Source organism: Gammaproteobacteria bacterium (genome assembly GCA_040183005.1).
Lineage (GTDB): Bacteria > Pseudomonadota > Gammaproteobacteria.
In genome coordinates, this window is record JAMPIW010000007.1 from 1,527,187 (window position 1) to 1,548,272 (window position 21,086).

At 57.7% G+C, this 21,086-nt stretch carries 15 protein-coding genes and 2 pseudogenes; 10 read left to right on the plus strand and 7 right to left on the minus strand.

Going from position 1 to position 21,086, the window contains the following annotated elements; genetic code table 11:
• Positions 1-3 precede the first annotated feature (3 nt).
• The 4 genes and pseudogenes from M3A44_13140 to M3A44_13155 form a co-directional block, all read right to left on the minus strand.
• Positions 4-956: pseudogene (locus M3A44_13140) on the minus strand (virulence RhuM family protein).
• A 9-nt stretch (positions 957-965) separates the two neighbouring features.
• A protein-coding gene (locus M3A44_13145; GenBank protein ID MEQ6342554.1) for an IS3 family transposase occupies positions 966-2,199 on the minus strand; the annotation gives its coding sequence in 2 pieces (ribosomal slippage) (positions 966-1,908 and positions 1,907-2,199; 1,236 coding nt in all).
• A 204-nt stretch (positions 2,200-2,403) separates the two neighbouring features.
• A complete protein-coding gene (locus M3A44_13150; protein ID MEQ6342555.1) occupies positions 2,404-2,598 on the minus strand; it encodes a hypothetical protein in 195 nt (64 codons plus the stop codon).
• Between the two features lie 83 nt (positions 2,599-2,681).
• Positions 2,682-3,510 (minus strand): annotated as a pseudogene (locus M3A44_13155) (type I restriction-modification system subunit M).
• Between the two features lie 147 nt (positions 3,511-3,657).
• Here M3A44_13155 and M3A44_13160 point away from each other — a divergent pair.
• A complete protein-coding gene (locus tag M3A44_13160; protein ID MEQ6342556.1) occupies positions 3,658-4,887 on the plus strand; it encodes a multifunctional CCA addition/repair protein in 1,230 nt (409 codons plus the stop codon).
• 244 nt (positions 4,888-5,131) lie between these two features.
• Complete coding sequence (locus M3A44_13165; protein MEQ6342557.1) at positions 5,132-5,914, plus strand: YdcF family protein; 783 nt, start codon at positions 5,132-5,134, stop codon at positions 5,912-5,914.
• A 158-nt stretch (positions 5,915-6,072) separates the two neighbouring features.
• Here M3A44_13165 and M3A44_13170 read toward each other — a convergent pair whose 3' ends face one another.
• Together M3A44_13170 and putA are read right to left on the minus strand one after the other, a co-directional pair.
• Entirely contained in the window at positions 6,073-6,210 is a 138-nt protein-coding gene (locus M3A44_13170; GenBank protein MEQ6342558.1) for a hypothetical protein, read from the minus strand.
• 281 nt (positions 6,211-6,491) lie between these two features.
• Complete coding sequence (gene putA / locus M3A44_13175) at positions 6,492-9,620, minus strand: bifunctional proline dehydrogenase/L-glutamate gamma-semialdehyde dehydrogenase PutA (protein MEQ6342559.1); 3,129 nt, start codon at positions 9,618-9,620, stop codon at positions 6,492-6,494.
• 457 nt (positions 9,621-10,077) lie between these two features.
• On the opposite strand from putA, the gene M3A44_13180 reads away from it, so the two are divergent.
• The 8 genes from M3A44_13180 (at position 10,078) to M3A44_13215 (ending at position 19,570) form a co-directional block, all read left to right on the plus strand.
• Positions 10,078-10,764, plus strand: a complete 687-nt coding sequence (locus M3A44_13180; protein MEQ6342560.1) for a hypothetical protein — start codon at positions 10,078-10,080, stop codon at positions 10,762-10,764.
• An 18-nt stretch (positions 10,765-10,782) separates the two neighbouring features.
• A complete protein-coding gene (locus M3A44_13185) occupies positions 10,783-11,457 on the plus strand; it encodes a hypothetical protein (GenBank protein ID MEQ6342561.1) in 675 nt (224 codons plus the stop codon).
• 6 nt (positions 11,458-11,463) lie between these two features.
• Complete coding sequence (locus tag M3A44_13190) at positions 11,464-12,789, plus strand: hypothetical protein (protein MEQ6342562.1); 1,326 nt, start codon at positions 11,464-11,466, stop codon at positions 12,787-12,789.
• A 374-nt stretch (positions 12,790-13,163) separates the two neighbouring features.
• Positions 13,164-14,843 carry a hypothetical protein gene (locus M3A44_13195; protein ID MEQ6342563.1) on the plus strand — a complete coding sequence of 560 codons (1,680 nt, stop codon included), beginning with the start codon at positions 13,164-13,166 and terminating at the stop codon, positions 14,841-14,843.
• 13 nt (positions 14,844-14,856) lie between these two features.
• Positions 14,857-15,945 (plus strand): aminotransferase class I/II-fold pyridoxal phosphate-dependent enzyme, encoded by a 1,089-nt coding sequence (locus M3A44_13200; protein MEQ6342564.1) that lies wholly within the window; start codon positions 14,857-14,859, stop codon positions 15,943-15,945.
• Between the two features lie 545 nt (positions 15,946-16,490).
• Complete coding sequence (locus M3A44_13205) at positions 16,491-17,231, plus strand: M35 family metallopeptidase (GenBank protein ID MEQ6342565.1); 741 nt, start codon at positions 16,491-16,493, stop codon at positions 17,229-17,231.
• Positions 17,228-18,802, plus strand: coding sequence for a DUF4056 domain-containing protein (locus tag M3A44_13210; protein ID MEQ6342566.1), 1,575 nt, complete (start codon positions 17,228-17,230; stop codon positions 18,800-18,802). Before M3A44_13205 ends, M3A44_13210 begins: the two co-directional genes overlap by 4 nt.
• Positions 18,803-18,997: 195 nt before the next feature.
• Complete coding sequence (locus tag M3A44_13215; protein MEQ6342567.1) at positions 18,998-19,570, plus strand: amidohydrolase family protein; 573 nt, start codon at positions 18,998-19,000, stop codon at positions 19,568-19,570.
• A 229-nt stretch (positions 19,571-19,799) separates the two neighbouring features.
• Here the strand turns inward: M3A44_13215 and M3A44_13220 are convergent, their stop codons facing one another.
• On the minus strand, positions 19,800-21,047 hold the full coding sequence (locus M3A44_13220) for a sigma 54-interacting transcriptional regulator (GenBank protein ID MEQ6342568.1): 1,248 nt from the start codon (positions 21,045-21,047) through the stop codon (positions 19,800-19,802).
• Between the last annotated feature and the right edge of the window lie 39 nt (positions 21,048-21,086).

The window sequence follows — 21,086 nt, forward strand, 5'->3', positions numbered from 1 at the left end:
CCCTTATGGCGCGTTACCCGGTACGGCCAGCATATTCATAATCAGGCGAATCAGGGTTTCTTTTTGCTTGGGGTCAGATTCCGCCACCAACAGCGTCAGTGCCGCCAGGCCGGTATCGTTGATCACCGCCTCCCCTTGCGCGTTCAGCAAACGGCCATTGCGATGCAAAAAATCCACAAACAAAAATGCCCCGCTACGCTTGTTGCCGTCAGAAAACGGGGGATTTTTCACCACAAAATACAACAGGTGCGCCGCCTTGCTTTCCACTGTCGGGTAGGCAGGCTCACCAAACACCGTCTGTTCGAGATTGCCCAGAATCGCCGCCAGCCCATCCCCTCGCGTCTGGGCGAACAGACTGGTCGCCTCTCCGCGCGCCAGCAGCGACTGCTTCAATGCCTGCAAGGCCGCCATGGCCTCCACTTCGCACGGCAGGTTGCCGCCCGCTTGTCCGCCGGGTTCGGCCAGCATTCCCTCATCGTAACGCTGAAGCCAGAGAAAGGTTTGCGTGTAGCGGCTGACAATCTCTACCAACCCGCTGCCCGCCTCTGCGCTCAATTCCGGCGAGCGTGCCGTCTTGCGGATCAAGGCCGGCGCCTGTTGCAACTCGGCGGCGTTTTGGTCGAAGAGGGTCTGGTTCAGCGTGTAGCCCTGCACCAGATGCTCGCGCAGGCGTTGGGTTGCCCAAATACGAAATTGCGTACCCTTGATGGAATTGACCCGGTAACCTACCGATAAGACGGCATCCAGATTGAAATACTCGATTTCACGACTGACTTGCCTGCCGCCCTCGGTTTGAACTGTTGCAGTTTTTGCAACAGTTCAAACCGAGACAGCTCGCCCGTGTCGAAGATACTCTTCAAGTGTCTTGAAATAACCGACTTGTCACGGTCAAACAGATCCGCCATCTGTTTCAGCGTCAGCCAGAGTATAGTGGACCCCACAGTCAAGACAATAATGCATCGAGTTTAAGAGGGTAACCTTTCACATGCAGCAGAACGGCGCTGCCCCGTTATTGCTTCTATTTTTGAGTGAGTTTTTTCTGTCTCACTGAATTTGTCTACAATGCTTGCACCGCCTCCGCTCGCTGTACGGTAAACCTCATCAGGCGTAATGTAGTTCAATGATTGGTGTATTCTTTCTGTGTTATAAAACACAAAATATTCCGTCAATCCCAGCAGTAATTCAGGCATCGTGGTGTAGCCTTTCAGATACACATCTTCGTGTTTGACGCTACGCCAGAGCCGCTCCACAAAGATGTTATCCAGTGCCCGCCCACGTCCGTCCATGCTGATGGCAATACCGCGCGCCTTGAGGACGCCCGTAAAAGCTTCACTGGTAAACTGGCAGCCCTGATCGGTGTTGAATATCTCGGGGATGCCATAGGCCAGTAGCGCCTGCCCCAAACAATCCACACAGAACACGCTGTCGAGCGTGTTCGATAATCGCCATGCCAGCACTTTGCGTGAGTACCAGTCGATCACTGCCACCAAGTACACAAACCCCCGCGTCAGGCGGATATACGTAATGTCAGTACTCCACACCTGGTTGGGTCGTGTCACCACCACGCCTCTGAGCAGATACGGATAAACCTTGTGCTGCGGGTGCGGTCGGCCGGTGTTCGGCCCCGGCGCCATGCCTGCCAGTCCCAATAGTCCCATCAACCGTTGCACCCGCTTGCGATTGATATTGTGACCTAAACCTCGCAGGTAATGCCGCATCTTGCGGCTGCCGTAAAACGGATGCCGTGTGTATTCGGCATCAATCGCCGATAACAACGCTAATTCCTGTTCGCCCGGTTTCGCGGCCATTTGCGGCGCGTAGACGGTGGAACGGGCAATACCCGCCAGTTCACATTGCCGGGTCAACGTCAGTGGCTCGATGGCGCTGATCCATTGCTTACGCGCCGCTACTGGCTGATCCCGGACTTTTTTTGAGCCAGTCCAGCTCCATCTTCAACCGCCCGATCTCAGAGTAGAGTCGCTCAGGACTCGCCGAGGGGTCGGCAGGCTTCGGGCCGCGCTTGGCATCAAACAGGCTGGATGCCTGCTCCAGGAGATCTTTCTTCCATACCCCAACCTGGGTCGGATGAACCCCAAACTCCTGACCAATTTCGTTCGCTGTCTTGACCCCTCGGATCGCTTCAAGTGCAACCTTGGCCTTCAACTCACCACTAAAATTCTTCCGCTTCGTTTCACTCATGACCTGCTCCTTTTTACAGCAGGCTACCATCTTAATTTACTGTCCGAAAACTGGGGTCCACTATAGAGTGTCTCCTTCTCCAACCGGACCTCAACCTGCGTTCGACTGTCCCCGGCCTGATAAATGGCGATTTGTCCATTTGATTGACTCATGGCGTTTCTCCCTTATGGCTTGAAAGCGGCAGGTTCACGATCATGCTCATGCTCATGCGGCCACCCTGACTTCGCCGCTCATCAATTTGGGCAGCAGGGTGTCGCGGAGTTTTTCGAGGGTGCGGATTTTGGATTGATTGATCTCTTTCTTATTCCACCATGATTTAACCATCACTGAAAATTCTGCAACCTTTTCTTGTGGTGGCAACTTAAAATCTGGTCGTTGCAGACCGTCAATCGCCAACATATTTACAGTTGAACCATTCGTCGCAGACGTAATTTTCCCTCTGACCACAGGTGTCATTAAAAGGTAGTAAAGAAACTGTGATGTTCGGCTTTCAGGTCTTTATGGGCGTCGTTGAGGAAGAAGCCTTCGTTGTTAACTGTCGATGCCACGAATGGTGAGGCTCATCTTGGCTAGCCGCCAGGTGGTCTGGTTGCTCTCCTGCCCGTAGATGGAGATGTCGTTGACGCGGCCTTGGTGCTCTTCGACAAACTTTTCCGACTGTACGAACATGCCGCCCGAGCCGCAACAGGGATCGAACACCCGGCCTTTGTAGGGTTCAAGCATGGCGACCAGCAATTCAACAATGCTGCGCGGCGTGTAGAACTGGCCACCCTGTTTGCCCTCGGCCAGCGCGAATTCACCCAGGAAATACTCAAACACATGGCCCAGCACATCGGCGCTGCGGGCTTTGGCATCGCCCAGCGCGATATTGCCCACCAGATCAATCAATCCGCCCAGGCTGGTGGGATCGAGGTTTTGCCGCGCAAACACCTTGGGCAGCACGCCCTTGAGCGAGGGGTTTTCCTTTTCGATGGCATCCATCGCCGTATCGACAAAGGTGCCGACGCGGGGCTGCCTGGCCTTGGCCAGCAGAAAAGACCAGCGCGCCTCCGGCGGCACAAAGAAGACATTTTCTGCCTTGTATTCGTCTTTGTCTTCCGGGTCGGCACCGGCATACTCGCCTTCGCCTGCTTGCAGCTTGTTGAACATCTCCTCGAAAGAGTCGGAGATATATTTGAGGAAGATCAGCCCCAGCACCACATGTTTGTATTCGGCGGCATCGATGTTCTTGCGCAGCTTGTCGGCGGCCTTCCAGAGTTGCTTTTCCAATGGCTCTTCTTTTATTTCTTTTGCTGCTTTAGCTCTGGCCATGGGTGTTTATGACTCCTTTGTCTGGCAATGGCTTGTGTGTAGGATTGACAGCGTATAATACATTCCATGGCGGCGTGAAGGTACATCCAAGCCTCACGCAAACAGATGCTTGTGTAGCTCGCTACACTACGATAACCAAGGGATCAAGTGAAAATCTATCAAGTCGGTGGCTCGGTGCGCGACAAACTGCTCGGCCTGCCCGTGCAGGACCGGGACTGGGTTGTTGTGGGCGCCACGCCGCAACAGATGCTGGATCAAGGCTTCAAGCAGGTGGGGCAGGATTTTCCGGTTTTTCTGCATTCGGGCACGCACGAGGAGTATGCCCTCGCCCGCACCGAGCGCAAGACTGGGCCGGGTTACAAGGGCTTTAGCGTGCATGCCGCGCCCGACGTCACCCTGGAAGATGATCTGGTGCGCCGCGACCTGACTATTAACGCCATGGCCGAAACCCCCGATGGCACGCTGATCGACCCCTACGGTGGTATCGAAGATCTGCGCCAGCGGCGCTTGCGCCACGTCTCATCCGCCTTCGTCGAAGACCCGGTGCGCATCCTGCGTGTGGCACGGTTTGCCGCACGGCTTGCCCCGCTGGGCTTCCATGTTGCCGAGGAGACCAATGTCTTGATGCGCCAGATGGTGGAATCGGGCGAGGCCGATGCGCTGGTGCCGGAACGGGTATGGACGGAGCTGGTGCGCGCGCTGGGCGAGGCGCTACCCTCGCGTTTTTTCGAGACGCTGCGCGATTGCGGAGCATTGGCACGTTTGTTCCCCGATATCGACCGCCTGTTCGGCGTACCCCAGCCGCCCGAACACCACCCCGAGATCGACACCGGCGTGCATGTGATGCTGGTGCTGGATCAGGCCGCGCGCCTGTCTCCCGATACGCAGGTGCGCTTTGCAGCGCTGCTGCACGATCTTGGCAAGGGCACCACGCCACCCGAGGAATGGCCGCGCCATATCGGCCATGAGGCGCGCGGCGTGGATCTGGCGAAGGCCATGTGCAAGCACTGGCGCGTGCCTGGTGACTACCGCGATCTCGCCGTACTCACAGCAAAATACCATACTCACTGTCACCGCGCCGCCGAGCTGCGCCCATCCACCTTGCTTGACACCCTGCAAGCACTCGACGCCTTGCGCCGCCCGCAGCGTTTCGAGAGTTTTTTGCTGGCCTGCGAGGCGGACTTCCGGGGCCGTCCCGGCTATGAGGAAAAACCTTATCCGCAGGCCGACATCTTCCGCGCCGCCCTGCAGGCCTCGCAAACCGTAGATGCAAAGGCGCTGGTCGCGGAGGGCCTTGTGGGCGAAGCATTGGCCGAAAAACTGCGGCGCCAGCGCATCACGGCGATAGCCCACATCTCAAAAGTACAAGAGAATTAAACCTAAAAACGGCAGTTGGACGGGGTGGAGTGCGCGGTTTTCGGGGTGCAGGGCAAGGCGCGACGACGCGGAATGGTTGTTCCATTCCAAGGAGTTGCAACGCTGCCATGCGCACTGAAAACCGTGCAATCCACCCCGTAGCGGCCCCACCAAACAGGTGAACCTACAGGATATGATGAAACTTATTAAAAGCATATTGCTAGCCATCCAGAGTAGCGGTCAACTGCCGTTTTTAGGTTAAAGTATGAGTATTCTGCTTACGCGCGCCGTCGAATCACTGGTGCTTCCGCCGGCCATTAATCTGTTACTGGGCGTGATGGGGCTTATCCTGCTGCGCAAGCACAAACGCGCGGCCGTCACCTTGTTGGCGTTGTCGATAGTGACCTTATATATTTTCAGCGCACCCTTCACTTCACACTCGCTGATGCGCTCGCTGCAAATCTATCCTGCCCTCACCGCCGAAGATCTGCGTCATCCAAAAGCGCAGGCCATCGTTGTGCTCGGCGCAGGACGCAACTACGACGCGCCGGAATACGGCGGCGATACGGCGTCCAAACTCGCCCTGGAACGCCTGCGCTACGGTGCGCATCTGCACCGCCATACCGCACTGCCAGTGCTGGTTACCGGCGGCGCCCTGCATGGCGAGGCATCCTCCGAAGCACATATCATGAAAGATGTGATGGTCAACGACTTCCGCGTTCCGGTGCGTTGGATTGAAGAGCGCAGCATCACAACCGCTGAAAACGCCGACTTCAGCCGCCCCATCCTTGCGCAGGCACACATCCAGCGTGTCTACCTCGTCACCCACGCCTGGCACATGCCACGTGCCGTGCAGGCCTTCCAGCAAGCGGGGATTAACATTATTCCCGCCCCCACTGGCTTTTCCACCCCTTGGCCGATTGAACGGGGCGTATTCGCCTGGCTGCCTTCCGCCGACGCGCTGAAAACATCCAACTACGCGCTGCATGAACTCGGTGGGCGGCTGTGGTATGGACTGCGGGGATTAACTAATTTCATTTCACAATAAAAAGTGAGATATCGTAGGGTGCGTTCCACGCACCGATGATAATGGTGCGTGGAACGCACCCTACAAAATTATTGTCGTTTTTAACGCAAATTTGAATAACAGCGGGGACAATAAAACGAACGGCCCCGGCTTATAGAAAAGCCGGGGCCGTTCCTGATCTACAAGCTCGCGTATGACGTGACAAACCTTGCGAAGGTCACCGCGACAACAAGGACTACCAGAATACCTGCGACGGTGGGAGCAATATCCTTCATGGGATAAAGATCCTTCACCTCCTTTTGTTTGCTTGGCTGCATGACACATCCCTCCCAGATAAACACCATAACAGTGACTAACCCAGTTGCAAAATGCATCGGAACCTACCAAACCGCACTACCGGACTACAAAAGCTCCGCTGCACGAATCAGTCTATAGCAAAAAACTTGGGTATTCCAAGAGAAATATTTGAGAGCACGATTAATAGGATATTATATATATCTTATGAAACAAGCCTTTATTTGCACATAAAATACATGGTTATTGTCGAAAATAATTTCATTTCCTGTTAAAAAATACGCGCGTTTCAATCCGAAATTTCCTATAAAGACAGCAAAGCAGCATTCCCCCCAACCGCCGCTGTATTGGTGCTCACCACCCGCTCGGTGGCAAAGCGCAGCAAGGTGTGCGGGCCACCCGCCTTGGGCCCAGTGCCGGAGAGGCCTTCGCCGCCGAAGGGTTGCACGCCGACGACGGCACCAATCATGTTGCGGTTGACATAGATATTGCCGATGCGCGCGCGGCTTTGAATCCGATGTATGGTTTCCTCGATGCGACTGTGGATACCCAGGGTAAGGCCATAACTAGTGAGGTTGATTGCGTCGATTAACTGATCAAGCTTGTCCGATGAATAGCGAATGATATGCAGGCAGGGCCCGAATACTTCGCGCTCCAATCTCTCCAAGCGGTCTATTTCAAATACACGCGGGGCGAAGAAGGTGCCGTACTCCGTGTCAGGGGGCAAGTTTAGTTGATGGATAAGTTTGCCTTCACTTGCCGTGCGTTGCGCATGTTTTTCCAGTGCTTCCCTGGCAGACACATCTATCACCGGCCCAATATCCGTCTCAAGCAATGCAGGGTCGCCGATGCGTAACTCATCCATTGCGCCTTGCAACACAGAAAGCACACGCGAGGCAATCTCGTTTTGCAAAAATAATACGCGCAATGCGGAGCAGCGTTGCCCCGCGCTATTAAAGGAAGAGCGAATGACATCATTCACTACCTGCTCGACCAGCGCGGAGCTGTCCACAATCATTGTATTCTGCCCGCCGGTTTCGGCAATGAACGGCACGATGGCGCCTGGGCGAGCGGCAAGCTCTTGATTGATGCTGCGCGCGGTTTCGCTAGAGCCGGTGAAGGCCACTCCGGCAATACGCGGATCGGCGATGAGTTTGCTACCTACTACATCGCCCTTGCCGGGCAACAGGTGCAGCACATCGACTGGCACGCCCGCCTCATGCAACAGGCGCACGGTGTGTGCGGCAATCAACGGGGTTTGGCTGGCGGGTTTGGCAATCACAACGTTGCCCGCGGCAAGCGCCGCGGTGATCTGACCGGTAAAGATCGCCAGCGGAAAATTCCACGGACTGATACAGGCAAACACACCGCGCCCATGCAGGCTGAGTTGATTGCGTTCGCCCGCCGGTCCAGGCAGCACTATCGGCGCGGCAAAGTCGCGCCGCGCAAGGCAGGCGTAGTAACGGCAATAGTCCACTGCCTCGCGCACTTCCGCGAGCGCATCCGAAATCGTCTTGCCGCCTTCGCGCACGCACAAGGCGATAAATTCCGCCTGGCGCTGTTCAAACAAGTCAGCCGCCCGCAACAGACATTCCGCACGCTTTTCCGCGGGCGTACTGTCCCAGCCATGAGCAGCATTCGAAGCACGCTGCAGCGCCTGCTCCACCATTTCAGTATCAGCCAGCACCACAGAACCCACTTGCCTGCGATTATCGTGCGGATCAACCACGCAGTGGGCTATGCCTGGGAGCATCTCACCGCCAACCATTGGTGCGGCAGACCAGTGACGCGCCAGCGGCTCGCACAACGCCTGTGACAGCCCTTCGATTTCCAGTGGATCAGCGAGATTGATACCATGCGCGTTGCGTCGTTCCGTACCATACAAATCAGCCGGCAATGGCAGACGCGGATGCGGTTTGATTTTTAAACTGTTTAACTCAATCACCGGGTCTGCAATCACCTGCTCGATCGGCGCCCGCTCATCCGCAATGCGGTTAACGAAAGAGGTATTTGCGCCATTCTCCAGCAGCCGCCGCACCAGGTAGGGAAGCAGATCCGTTTCATTACCCACTGGCGCATACACCCGGCATGCCACATTTAATTTGTCAGCCCCCACCAACTCGCCGTACAAGGCTTCACCCATGCCATGCAGACGCTGGAATTCAAAATCGCGATCCTGCCCTGCCAGTTCGAGGATATACACCACAGTGTGCGCATTGTGCGTGGCGAATTGCGGATAAAAGGCATCACGCGCAGAGAGTAAGCGCTTGACACAAGCAAGATAAGAGACATCTGTGGCGGCCTTGCGGGTAAATACCGGATAGCTCACCAATCCTTGCATCTGTGCGCGCTTGACCTCCGTATCCCAGTAGGCGCCCTTTACCAAGCGCAACGGGATGCGGCGCTTCTCGCAGCGCGCCAGGCTTGCCAACCAATCCAACACATAAGGCGCACGTTTCTGATAGCTCTGCACGGCAAGGCCAAACCCCTGCCAATCTCTCAACACTGGATGACGAAACACCTCAGCGAAAATATCCAGGGACAACTCCAGCCTGTCCGCCTCTTCGGCATCGAGCGTCAACGCTATATTCGCCGCTTGAGCCTGTTGCACCAGCGCCAGCACCTTGGGCACAAGCTCACGCAACACACGCTGACGCTGTGAGAATTCATAACGCGGATGCAGGGCAGAGAGTTTTACAGAAATACTGGGAGCACTGAAAATATCTGCATTTAGTGCAGAATCGGCAAGGCTTGCGATGGCGTGCGCATACGCAACGAAATAGCGCTCGGCATCATCCGCACACAGCGCCGCCTCGCCCAGCATATCGAAAGAATAACGGTAACGCTGATTTTCCGCCGACTGGCTGCGCCGCTGGGCCTCCTCTATCGTCGACGCCATAACGAATTGCTGTGCCATGACGTACATCGCCCGCTTCAACGCCAGACGCACCAGCGGCGTGCCACTCTTCGTCACCAGACGTTTCAGCGATACCATGATTCCATCGTCAGTCGCAGGTTCGAGCTTGACGATTTGACCTGTCAACATCAGCCCCCATGTGGAGGCGTTTACCAGCAACGAATGGCTTTGACCAATATGTGCATCCCAATGCCCCTGGGAAAGCTTGTCGTGGATCAGCCGATCCGCTGTGCCTGCATCAGGAATGCGCAGCAGTGCCTCCGCCAGACACATCAATAGCACGCCTTCCTCTGAGGAAAGATCGTATTCGCTCAAAAAGGCATCGAGCCCATGAGCAGATTTTGCCCGCACTGCGCCAACCAGTTGCGCTGCCCGCGCATGCACGCGAAGTTGCACCTCGCTGGGAAGCAGTGCTTCATGCAGCAAGGGTTCGACACAGAGGGTTTCGTCTGCGGAATAAGCAGTACGGATTGCGATGCGCAGGAGATCCAACGAGCAAGGAGTATTTTCAGCCATGCTTTACTATGCAACGATTCCTCCAGAGGATCAATTATGATTGCCTTGTGATGTTACGCACCGTCCACGAAAAAACACGAAAGGCACGAAAAAGCTTCACAGCACTGTCCGTTCGCGCCGCTCTTTCGGATAGCAAGCGAAGTTGACTGGTAAATCCAAGCGCATTCTTGCGCCAAGATCTCCTCCATTTTTCGTGCCTTTCGTGTTTTTCGTGGACAAAAAGCGGTTTTAAGGCTAATAGACGTGGAGATCAGAGACACTCCACGAAGCTCCTTTCGCCGTTTCCCGCCAATTCTGCGGCCGCCCGAAATTCTTTTCGCTAAAGTTTATTCCCTCGCATCAGCTGCCATTTCTGTCTCTGACTGCAAATTACCCAGCTATTCAATCAATTACAGATACCCGCAGTGCGGTCAGCAGAGTCCTCTCATTCCGGCACGCTCCTTGATAAAGATTAATCATGGCCGCCACACAAAACCTGATGGAGGAAAGCACCATGTACCAAACAGAAAGCACATTTGAATTCAACCCGGAAGCGGAAAGTTTTGAAGCAGAACAATTCGAGTTCGGCCAGTCCGAATGGGCCGGCGAGAGCGGCGAGGTGTTCAACGAAGCGGAACTGATGGAACTGACGGCTGAGCTCATGGAAATCACCAGCGAGCAGGAGCTGAACTATTTCCTCGGCAAATTGGTCAAGCGGGCGGCCGGTGCCATCGGCAAGGTGGTCCGTTCGCCGGTAGGCCAGGCCATCGGCGGGGCACTCAAGGCTGCCGCCAAAAAGGCTCTGCCCATTGCCGGGGCTGCCTTGGGCGGCGTTGTGGGTGGACCGCTGGGCGCCCAGATCGGCAGCGGGCTTGCTCAGGCGGCGGGCGGCGCTCTGGGTCTGGAGGCCGAAGCCCTAAGCTACGAGGACCGGGAATATGAAGGCGGAAAGCAGTTCGTGCGCTTTGCGGGTGAAACCGTAAAGAACGCCGTCACCGCCCCCACCAGTCCTGATCCCAAAGCGGCGGCGCAAAGCGCAGCGGTGCGGGCTGCACAGTCCCTTGCACCAGGCTTGCTCAGCTCTGCTCAATCCGGACCCGCAAGTCGCGGAGCATCAGGTCGATGGGTACGGCGCGGACGCCACATCGTCATTCTCAATGCTTGACTACCCAGGAGAGCCGCCATGCATGACATCAACCGCACCTTTATGGAATACAACCCGGAAGCGGAAAACTACGAATCCGAACAGTTCGAGTTCACAGAATCAGAATGGTCCGGTGAGAGTGGGGAAGTCTTCCACGAAAGCGAGCTGATGGAACTCGCTACCGAGCTATTGGAAGTCACCAACGAAGCGGAGCTGAACCACTTTCTAGGCAGCTTGATCCGCCGGGCTGGGAGCGCCCTCGGCCAGGTGGTGAAATCACCGGTCGGCCAAGCCTTGGGCGGCATCCTCAAAGGCGCTGCCCGACAGGCCTTGCCGATGGCGGGCAGCGCTCTGGGAGGCTACCTCGGAGGTTCCTCGGGGGCGCAAATCGGTGGCCAACTGGCCTCCGGCGCAGGACGGGTTTTCGGCTTGGAAACCGAAGGCCTGAGCCACGAAGACGAGACCTACGAAGTGGCCAAGCAGTACGTGCGCTTCGCGGCAGACGCCGTGAAAAATGCCGCCACCGCACCCCCTGGCGATCCCAGAGCGGTAGCTCAATCCGCGGCTACCCAAGCCGCGCAGCGCCATGCGCCGGGCCTGTTGCGCGGCACCGCTACACCTGCTCAAGCAGGAGGCGTGGCGCAGGGCATTGGGCGGGGCCGGACAGGCCGATGGGTACGCCGTGGCAACCGCATCATCCTGTACGGAGTATAAGCTGCCATGGCCGTCGCACCTTATGTCTCATGGATGCTGGCGCAGGAGGCGCGTGCCTTGCTGACGCGGTTGGGGCGGGTCAAGCCCTTCGCCCTGCAAGAACAGATGCTACCGGCTGCCAATCTGCTGCCCGAGGCACAAACCGCAATCGAGCGCTTCCTGGTGCATGGGCGATACGAGCTGGCCATCCAAATACAGGATTTTCTGCGCTGGTTGCAGGGACGCGAAGTGTGGCAAGCAGACACCGAAGCCGCGCATCGTCGCTTCGTGTTTCTTAGGCTGCGATTCAACGCGGTGCTCAACCAGTTCGACCTGTTCAACGATGTGATCACCCAGCGCAGCGAGAATGAGACCGGCGTATGGCTGTCCGGACTGGACGTGGTGTCCGCCGATGCGCTGGCGCTCCCCGGCGGCTATTACCAGGCACCTCCCGTGATCTGCTATCTGGATCGTGGCATCGGCGCGGCCATCCGGCGCGCCCGCACACGGCTGCCGGGCGGCGGCGAAAACCCGGTAGCAATCATCCGCGTGCCACGCGAGCGCATGATCGGCAGCGGTATCGCCTCCTCGCTAATCCATGAGGTGGGGCATCAAGCGGCAGCTCTGCTCGATCTGGTGAACTCGCTGCGGCCGGTGTTGCGTGGGTTACAAGCCGGCGCGGGGCGTGCGGCTTTGGCCTGGCAACTATGGGAACGCTGGATATCAGAGGTCGTCGCCGATCTCTGGTCGGTGGCACGGGTTGGAGTCGCTTCCACTATGGGACTTATGGGGGTGGTCGGACTCCCCCGGCCCTTCGTGTTCCAGCTCAATCTCGACGATCCCCACCCCACACCCTGGGTCCGGGTCAAGCTGAGCTGTGCGCTGGGTCGCGCGTTCTATCCCCATCCCCAGTGGGACCGGCTGGCGGCGCTGTGGGACGCCTACTATCCCCTGGCTGGCCTGGACGCGCGCCGGCAGGAGATCTTGGCTCTATTGCAGGAGCACATACCGGGATTCGTTTCCCTGCTGATCAACCACCGTCCCAAGGCGCTGCACGGGCGGTCTTTGGTGGAAGTGCTGGACGTGGCCGAACGCCAGCCGATGCGCCTTCAGAGTCTGTTTCGAGCCTGGCGCCGGCTCCCCGCCCAGATGTACCGGGCACCGCCGTCACTGGTGTTCGCCGTGCTAGGCCAGGCGCGGGCCGACGGGCAGCTGAATCCGGAGGATGAGAGCGAATTGCTCGGCAAGCTTCTTACCCACTGGGCCTTACGCAGCACGTTAGATGTTTCCGCCGCCTGCGCTCAGCGCCAGGCAACCCGATTACCGTTGCAACCTATTTTGAGCGTCCACTAAGGAGGATGATATGGGAACTGTAAAAAACACTCGACCGGGCAAGATCAACGTCTGCGTTACCGGCGGAGGAGCCGCGAAACGGCCGATCCGCAGAGCGCTAGTGAGCGTCTATGCATGCTCGGGAGAAACTGGTGAGGCCCATGGCTCACCGAAACACTGGGCCCTGACTTGGAATTGACGGTTGCTGCACCTTCGACAACGTAGCGCCCGGAGGTTACGAGGTCCACTGCGAATCCTTCAACACGCTGACGCCGGTTACGGTGACGGTTGATTCCGGCTGTATACAAGACGTGTGTTTCAGAGACGCCATCGTAGCCCAGTTCACGCCGAAAATCGCACGAGATGATTGCACCCTCGAGAAATGTTCAAGAGGGGTGATTGGCAGGGCCATGTACCTCACCGCCGAGACCGGCCAGGTCGCGGCAGATCGCATCGCCGGGATCCTCTGGGATTCTTCAAAGCAGGGAACACTCGCATCCCTGGACGACCAGAATCGTGAAATGGTGCTCACCCCTAAGGAATCGGGCCGCTTCCTTATTGAAATGACCGTTGTGGGGCATCCATCCACCCAGCCTACTGTCCCTGATACCGGCGGAGAAGAGGGCGGCCCCGAGATGTCCACCGAGGACGAGGTACTCGTCGACGATGCCCCCGTCCAGACCATCGGCGGCAACATCGGGGTAGCCCTGCGCCGTTCGCAAACCAGCCCCACCGACTCCCAAGCCCTGTGGGTAGCCATCCGCAACCGCACCAAGGCCATCTCCTTCAGCGGTAGCGGCTATAAGGACTTTATTGACCGCGTGCTATGCCATCGCGATCGGGAGCAACCCCCGAGTACCCGATTGACGCGGCAGATCGAGGAACTGGGTGATCATGTCTATGGCACGGGCGCCTTTGACTTGCTCAAGACTGCCACGGAGGTATTCCTGCTGCTGGAATGCGGAGTGGCGATCAACCGCCGGGGGGCACACGAAGGACCCACCGACCCTGCGTTGTTCAACCCCACCGAAGAAGCGAGACGGCTGGGTCAAGTCATGTCGCTCGCCGACATCAAGGTCAAATTGACGGATTACCTGGGCCAAGGGCGTCTACCTTACATCGACCGTGTCATCAAGGCGGCTTTTCCCGGCCAGAGCGTCGGTAACGTGCACTGCGACGGCGTGCTCACTTCACGGGTGGATGGCCCCTGCCTGCTGGAGCTGATCTGGAACTACTGGCACGAGGAAGGCATGCTGGTGCAGAGCATCAACGCCGTCAGCCGACGCTTCCAGAATCTGAGGGCGCCGGGCGAACGCGATCCTCTGGCGCACCTGGAAATCGATCCGCTGCGCCCCCTCAACAACCTGATGTGGGGTTATGTCGAAGATGAGCGAGATCGGTTGTCAGTCCGGCGCCGTGCCCTGGAGTACAAACACCAATACGGGCTAAATCTATACGGCAAGGCGGTGTCTGATCTGCAAGCGTCGGACAACCGCTCCAAGTTCCTGGAAGGTTTCCATAACCTTCTGCACTTGTGCGCGATATTCTTCAAGGAGGATAACGACACTACCATCATCGCCGACGGCTACCCTCTACTCAATGCGCTCAAGGAAGTGCATCTGCTCTTGGCCCAAGGCGCTCACAATCAATTCGGCGATCTGCCCTGGATGGCGCGTGTCGAGATGCTGGTCCAGCAATGGCTCATGGCCCGCCCCGAGATGCGTGATTTCCTGCAGAGCCGGGCGATGGTGCCCTACAAAGAAGCCTGGATGCCCCAGGTGGACACCATGAAGACCCAGCAGGGATGGTCCGACATCACCGTCACCCACTTCCACGATCTCGGCGTGTACGGCGAGCAGATCCTGCTGTCGATCCGCTGGCACAATTGGAATGACATCAATGATGAAGACGAGGCGAAGAACTGGGCGCGCTACTTCCGGCCGGAGATCCAGGGCTATCTTCACGCCTACCGGGCCGTCACTGGTGTGGATCTGACGAATCCGGACACGGTGGACTACACCATGCCCTCGGTGCACCTGCGCAAGCGCCTGTCCATGCAGCAGCGCTCCCGCTGAGGAGTCGGCGACGATGCTCGACTTCACCTCGGCTCTGTACCTGGGACTGCGGCATCCGAGTCGCTCGCTGCGACCCTGGGGGAGTCTGAGCACCGGCCGTCCGGCGGTGCTCGGTGCGCCCTCCGGCGCTGGGGGAGTGGCGGCGAAGCTGGCGGCACTGATCGGTTGTGAAAGCGCCGTGCTACTGCCCTCCACGCTGCACCTGTTCTGGGACTTGTTCGGGCTGCTGGCGCAAGAGCGCATCGCCATCCATATGGACAAAGGTGCTTATGCTATCTCCCGCTGGGGCGTGGAGCGGGCGGCAGCACGAGGAGTCCCAGTGCGCCAGTTCCGCCATCATGATCCAGAATCCCTATCCGCCTCGGTGCGGCGCGATGCCGCGCGGGGACTGCGTCCAGTGGTGGTGGCGGACGGATTCTGCCCCAGCTGCGGCAATCTCGCCCCTCTGCCCGATTATTTGGAGATCGCGCGGGATTACGACGGCCTCCTCGTATTGGACGACACCCAGACACTGGGTATCCAGGGCCATACGCCCAGTTGGGAGGCCCCCTACGGGTATGGTGGCGGTGGATCGCTGCGCCGTTTCGGTATCTCTGGTGCAGACGTCTTGCTGGGAAGTTCCCTGGCCAAGAGCTTCGGTGTGCCCGTGGCGGTACTCGCCGGCAGCGCCCTTTGGCTGGAGCGCTTTGACAAACACAGCGCCACACCCACCCACTGCAGCCCCCCTTCGGCAGCGGTAATCCATGCCGCCGAGCAGGCGTTAGAGATCAACGCAAGCCACGGCGATGCACTGCGCCGAACGCTGGCGCAGCGGATAAACCAATTCCGTTCGCGCCTGCGCCAACGGGGGTTCTCTGCACATGGCAAATTGTTTCCGCTGCAAACCCTGGCAGCGGTCGAAGGCGCCTCTGCTTCCGAACTGTATCGCCGCCTGCTAGATCGTGGTGTCCGCTCGGTGCTACTCCATGGTCACAGCAAAGGTGCCATCGGTTTCCTGATTACCGCCAGCCACCGCGCAGAGGACATCGACCGCGCTGTGGAACGGCTCGCCGCGAGCCTTAGTCGCGGCTTTCATCCATCGGCCATGCGCCAATTCCGATAGGAGTTTCCTGATGAACGCACTCGCTGAATTCGATTTCGAATCCCCCGCCACCTGCGCTTGCGGCTGCCGCGGCGATAGAGAACTGCATGAGGCCTTGGAGTCCGGATTGACGGGAGAAATCTGGCGCCAGCGAAGTTTTTCCCGTCGCCCCCCACCCCGCGTCGGCAGTGCGCAACCAGCGGCTCCGCGCCCACGGCCGAGGCCCGTCCCGCGCGGCCTGGGGCGGGTCTATCTCCGCGAGCCCTACCCCGTCGCCTATCCCTATGAGCCCGAACCCGGCCCGGGACCAAGCGAGGAGCCCGGCCCCGAATACAACCGCTGGGTACAGGACTGTCTGAACCGGATATTCGGTCTTAGTCTACCCGTTAATGGCATGCTGGACGTGGCATCGCGCAGCGCCATTCGCCGCCTGCAAAAACAGGAAGGATTACCGGTCAGCGGCATAGCCAGTCCAGCTACGGAAAAGGCGTTGCGACGCCTGTGCGGGGAAGGCGCAGAGCCCGCCGAGGGGGAATGGCTGGCGGGCGAACAAGGAGGAGTTCCCGGTGAGCAGACTGCCGGCAAGGTCGCGTGCCACGTTCAAGCAAGGCACCCTGACCAAGAAAGCACCGCCCCAGTATGTGAAGGATTTTTCCGGACCTGCTGCGGAGTGCGCAGCCGCCTTGAAGAGGGCCGGGAAAACCCGGGCCGAGGCACTCAGCATTATCAATGCCCAAATTGGCTCAGCGATTGCCATGCTTCGCAAAGCGGCAACCGACCTCAAGCGCGGAAGCCGTTCATCCAAGACAAAAGACCTTTTCCATAAGATATTCAGAGTAAAGCCGGTGTTTGTGCCGACCTGGCTGAAACCCACGGCTGCGATAAAGGACCGGGGTGATGTAGTAGCAACCCGCTGTAAACGGGTGGCCGATCTGCTGGCGAGTGGCAAGTTCAAGTTCTTCTGCACGATCAACTCGACCAATTGCCCGGACTGTTCGAACAGCTCGAGTGCCTGGGCCTGTTCGAGTTATGGAAATAACCGGGTTATTTGCTTGGGAAACGCTTTCTGGGACTTCATGAAGGCCGGGGAAACCGACTCCTTGCTTGCAATCCTCATGCACGAGCCATTCCATATTTACTTTGGCAGTTATGTTACGGAACATCGGTCGGACGCTGAAAAGTTTGGGGGTATTTATTGCATCGTGCAGTTTGTCTTCGAAACGAATAGCCGTGCCGCACCCGCTTGGTCAAACAAACCTTGTACGGATATGGCGGTAAGAAAGGAAGTAGGCGGTTTCTTATCATGACATGGGAGTTTGCATTCAGTCCGGAGCCGTTCCCCTGGTTCCCGGAATCGACATGGGAGGGTGAGGCCAACCGCAGCAGTCCCGACTATATCCGCTGGCTGCAGTCGTCCCTGAATCGGGTGATGGGCCTCCGCTTGGCGGTCGACGGCATCGAGGGGCCGGCCACCCGCAGCGCGGTCCGAAGCTTCCAACAGCAGCAGGGCTTGGCAGTGGATGGGATAGTCGGGCCGAATACCGAGGCGGCGCTCAAATCTGCCCTGAGTGGGGCTTCAATGAGCGCGATTACCAGCGCGAGTGTCCCTCAAGGCGAAGCATGCGAAGTATTGGATAATTTTGACTTTGATCGAGATCAACTCAAACCCGAACATCGTCCAAAGTTGGATACAATCTCGAGAAGAGTTATTAATAGCCAGATCTCTTCAGTTAGAATCATCGGTTACACGGATCCCATTGGCGATCGCGATTACAACTTCCGCCTCGGAAAAAGGCGTGCAGAGCGGGTTGCCCTCGAATTGCGTCGCACAGTGGAACGAATGCAGCCAGGCAGCGGCGGGCAACTTGCTATAACCGTTGAGTCGAGCGGCGAGGTTGAGAAAATATCAAATAATCCCGCGCAGAATCGGCACGTACAAATATGTTTGCCGCCTATGACTGTACGGCCGGGGACCCCAGATGACACTGGTTTGCAACCGATACCGCAGCGATTTTGTTGCCTGCTTGCACCGCAGCAGGTCAATTCGCTTACTCAGAATGACAACATCGCTGATCCTCTTAACCTCGGTCAGCATGGCAGCTGGAATGAGGTTAACGGTATTATTTATTCAGGTAGAGCAGGGTTTCTTGATCTTGCCCACATCCGTGATAGCTGCGACACAACAAAGTATATTTTCGATCAACTAGCACAAGGTGTGATGCCGCGCACGGTGCTCGTAAAACGCACGCGCGTGGGCATCTCTCCGGGAGTATTGGGCATCGCCATCGTGCACAAGCGCCCACTGCGACCGATCGACTTGGCGCGCGTGATCGCCTACGATGCGGGCCTTGGTCACGAGATCGCGACATACTACGACATGGGTATATTCGGGGTTGACGTTGGTGGACATAACTCATCCTTCTCTCCGGAAGACTTGTGCTCCAACTTCCTTGGCACCTTGCTCGCTGAACGAGCGATTGCAGCCGGAGGTAACTTCAACCATGCTGCAACGGCAGAACTGAATACGCTGATCCGCGATCTTGACGGACAGATTCCGTCCGAGACCCTCAGGGCTTTCAATCTAATCAACGGTCACTGGGTATGGTTCTCTCGCACCAATTTTTACAGGTCCGTGACTCTTCCAGGTTACCTTAGGCGTCGCAACTTCACCAGCATGCCGTGGGTGGCCGGGCATCCCAGCGATAAACCGCCGCCGCCCTATGTCACCGCTCCCTTGCCCGACGTAGGATACATATATACCTACACGCACATGGAAGAACAGTCTACGCGTCGGTTGAATGTGCTTTTCCCACGTTACATTGCCCAGATAAAGCAGGATGCAGCGGCGAGATACGGGCCCAGATTCGACAGTCCATGATTGGGTCGAAATACTGAATACAAGATTCGGGAAGGATTGAACCGCCCGGCGAATCGGCCTCGAGGGCATCTGTCCTGCATGGTGCTGTATAACGCACCTTACGCTTGGTGAGGAAAATAACATGAAAAATGCATCCGGAGTAAAACCAAACAGGAATGGTGGGGCGTGGTGCGGCACTAACATCCGGACACGACTATGATCATCGACTCCCACTGTCATGCCGGGGCCGGTTTCGGTCTCACCGACCCCTGGAGCGGCCGTCCTCTCTTGGAAAAATACCTGCGCCGTGCCGCGTCCGCCGGCATTACCCACACTGTATTATTCGCCAACTTTCACGAAGACTACGCGACCGCCAATCGGATAGTGGCCGGGATCGTCAATCAGAAGCCGGGGCGCTTCTTCGGCTTTATCTACCTGCATGCACAGCGAGACAAGGGCCGTATACGCGCGATGATCCAGACAGGTGTCGAGGAATATGGTTTCGTCGGCATTAAGGTACATCGGCACGATGCGCGCATTACCCGGGAGGTTTGCGAGGCGGCGCGAGAGTTCGCATTGCCAGTCCTGTACGACGTGGAAAACGAACTGCCAATCGTAGACCGGCTCGCCGAGTATTACCCCGATGTACCATTCATCATCCCCCACCTGGCCAGCTTCACTGAGAACTGGCGATCGCAGACGGCGTTCCTGGACCAGCTTGAGTCGCATCCGAACATCTATGCGGATAGCTCGGGAGTACGTTTTTTTATCTTCTGGCACGGGCTGTAGAGCGTTGCGGGCCCCAAAAAATTCTATTTGGCTCGGACGGTCCGTGGCTACATCCCGCCGTAGAGTTGGCCAAGATTCGCGCGCTGCAACTGAGGCCAGAACAGGAGAGACTGATCCTCGCTGAAAACTTTTTGCGCTTGACTGGACAAACCGGCACGTGGGATGTTGAAGTACAAACCGCGTGACCTTGCTTTTACAGGGCGTCATTTTTCTCGATGGCGTTAACCTTCTATTCGCCGCGCTGCTCTCCGCATCTGCAACGTGCGGTCCGTGACCCCAAGGCGCGGCGGACAGCGAACTCAAAACCCTGATCGCGCCACTCACCTCCGTCCTCGCCGCAGGCCAGCAGGTCGTGCGGTGGCACACACCCAGCAGTGAGCAGCCTTCCTCCGGCATGACGGCACAGCATGCGCCCAACCACTTGTTTGAGCTCGCGAACATTGCCTGGGTATTCCCGTTTTAGCAGATATTCTTGTACCGGGGCATCCAGATCCAGAGGCGCTTCATCAGGAGCACTTTCCTCGAGAAAGCGGCGGACGAGTGGAAGAATATCCTCCCGCCGCTCGCGGAGAGGAACCAGCGTACAAACGAAACCAGCGAGACGAAAATACAAATCGGCGCGAAACTCTCCGCGCTGAACATGCGCCCACAGATCGCGGTTGGTGGCACATACCAAACGGAATGACGAGCGCTGCCAAGCGTTGCCCCCAACTCGCTTGAAGGCGTGCTCCTGAATGACACGCAGCAACTGCGTTTGTAGGTGCGACGGAAGTTCACCCACCTCGTCGAGAAACAAAGTCCCCCCGTCCGCAAGGGCAAAGGCGCCGTCACGGGCGGATACTGCACCGGTGAAGGCGCCACGTTCGTGGCCGAAAAATTCGCTGCCTGACAGTTCCGGCACGATAGTGCTACAGTCCAAAATTATCAGATCCCTCTTGGCGGGACGGGCATCAAGGGCATGGACGAGCCTTGCTACCAGTTCTTTTCCAGTGCCGCTTTCCCCCTGTATCAGCACTGGGGCATCGGTATAGTGCGCCACTTCTGCCACTTGCCGCAGAGTCTGCTTCCATGCCTGGCTCTCCCCAACCAACATGTGGCGTACCGCAGTTGAGCTTATCAACCGGTTTACTTCTTCCCAGCGTTGCAAGCGTACTCTGATCTCTTGCGCCGCTTGGTTGGGCTCGTTACAACACAGCACGTCAGAAGCGCCAGCCCGCACCAGCTGCCTGGCTGTTTCCGCGGAAAGGGCTTCGAGGCAGCCTGCCAAGACATACTCGTTTCGATTGCGGCTCGCGTCCCGGACCACATCGCAGATGTCTCCGTCGATCTGGCGGAATAGCACTACACCAGGTCCGTGCGTCCCATACCGAGTGAAGATCTGCACGTCCACACCGTTAAGACGCAGACAATCGACGATGGCTTCGCTCACCCTCCCCTGACTCGCACCAACACTAAGAACCCACGCCTTGATATCCATGGCATTCCTCCCTTCCCTATTGTCGAACCAAGTGGAAGT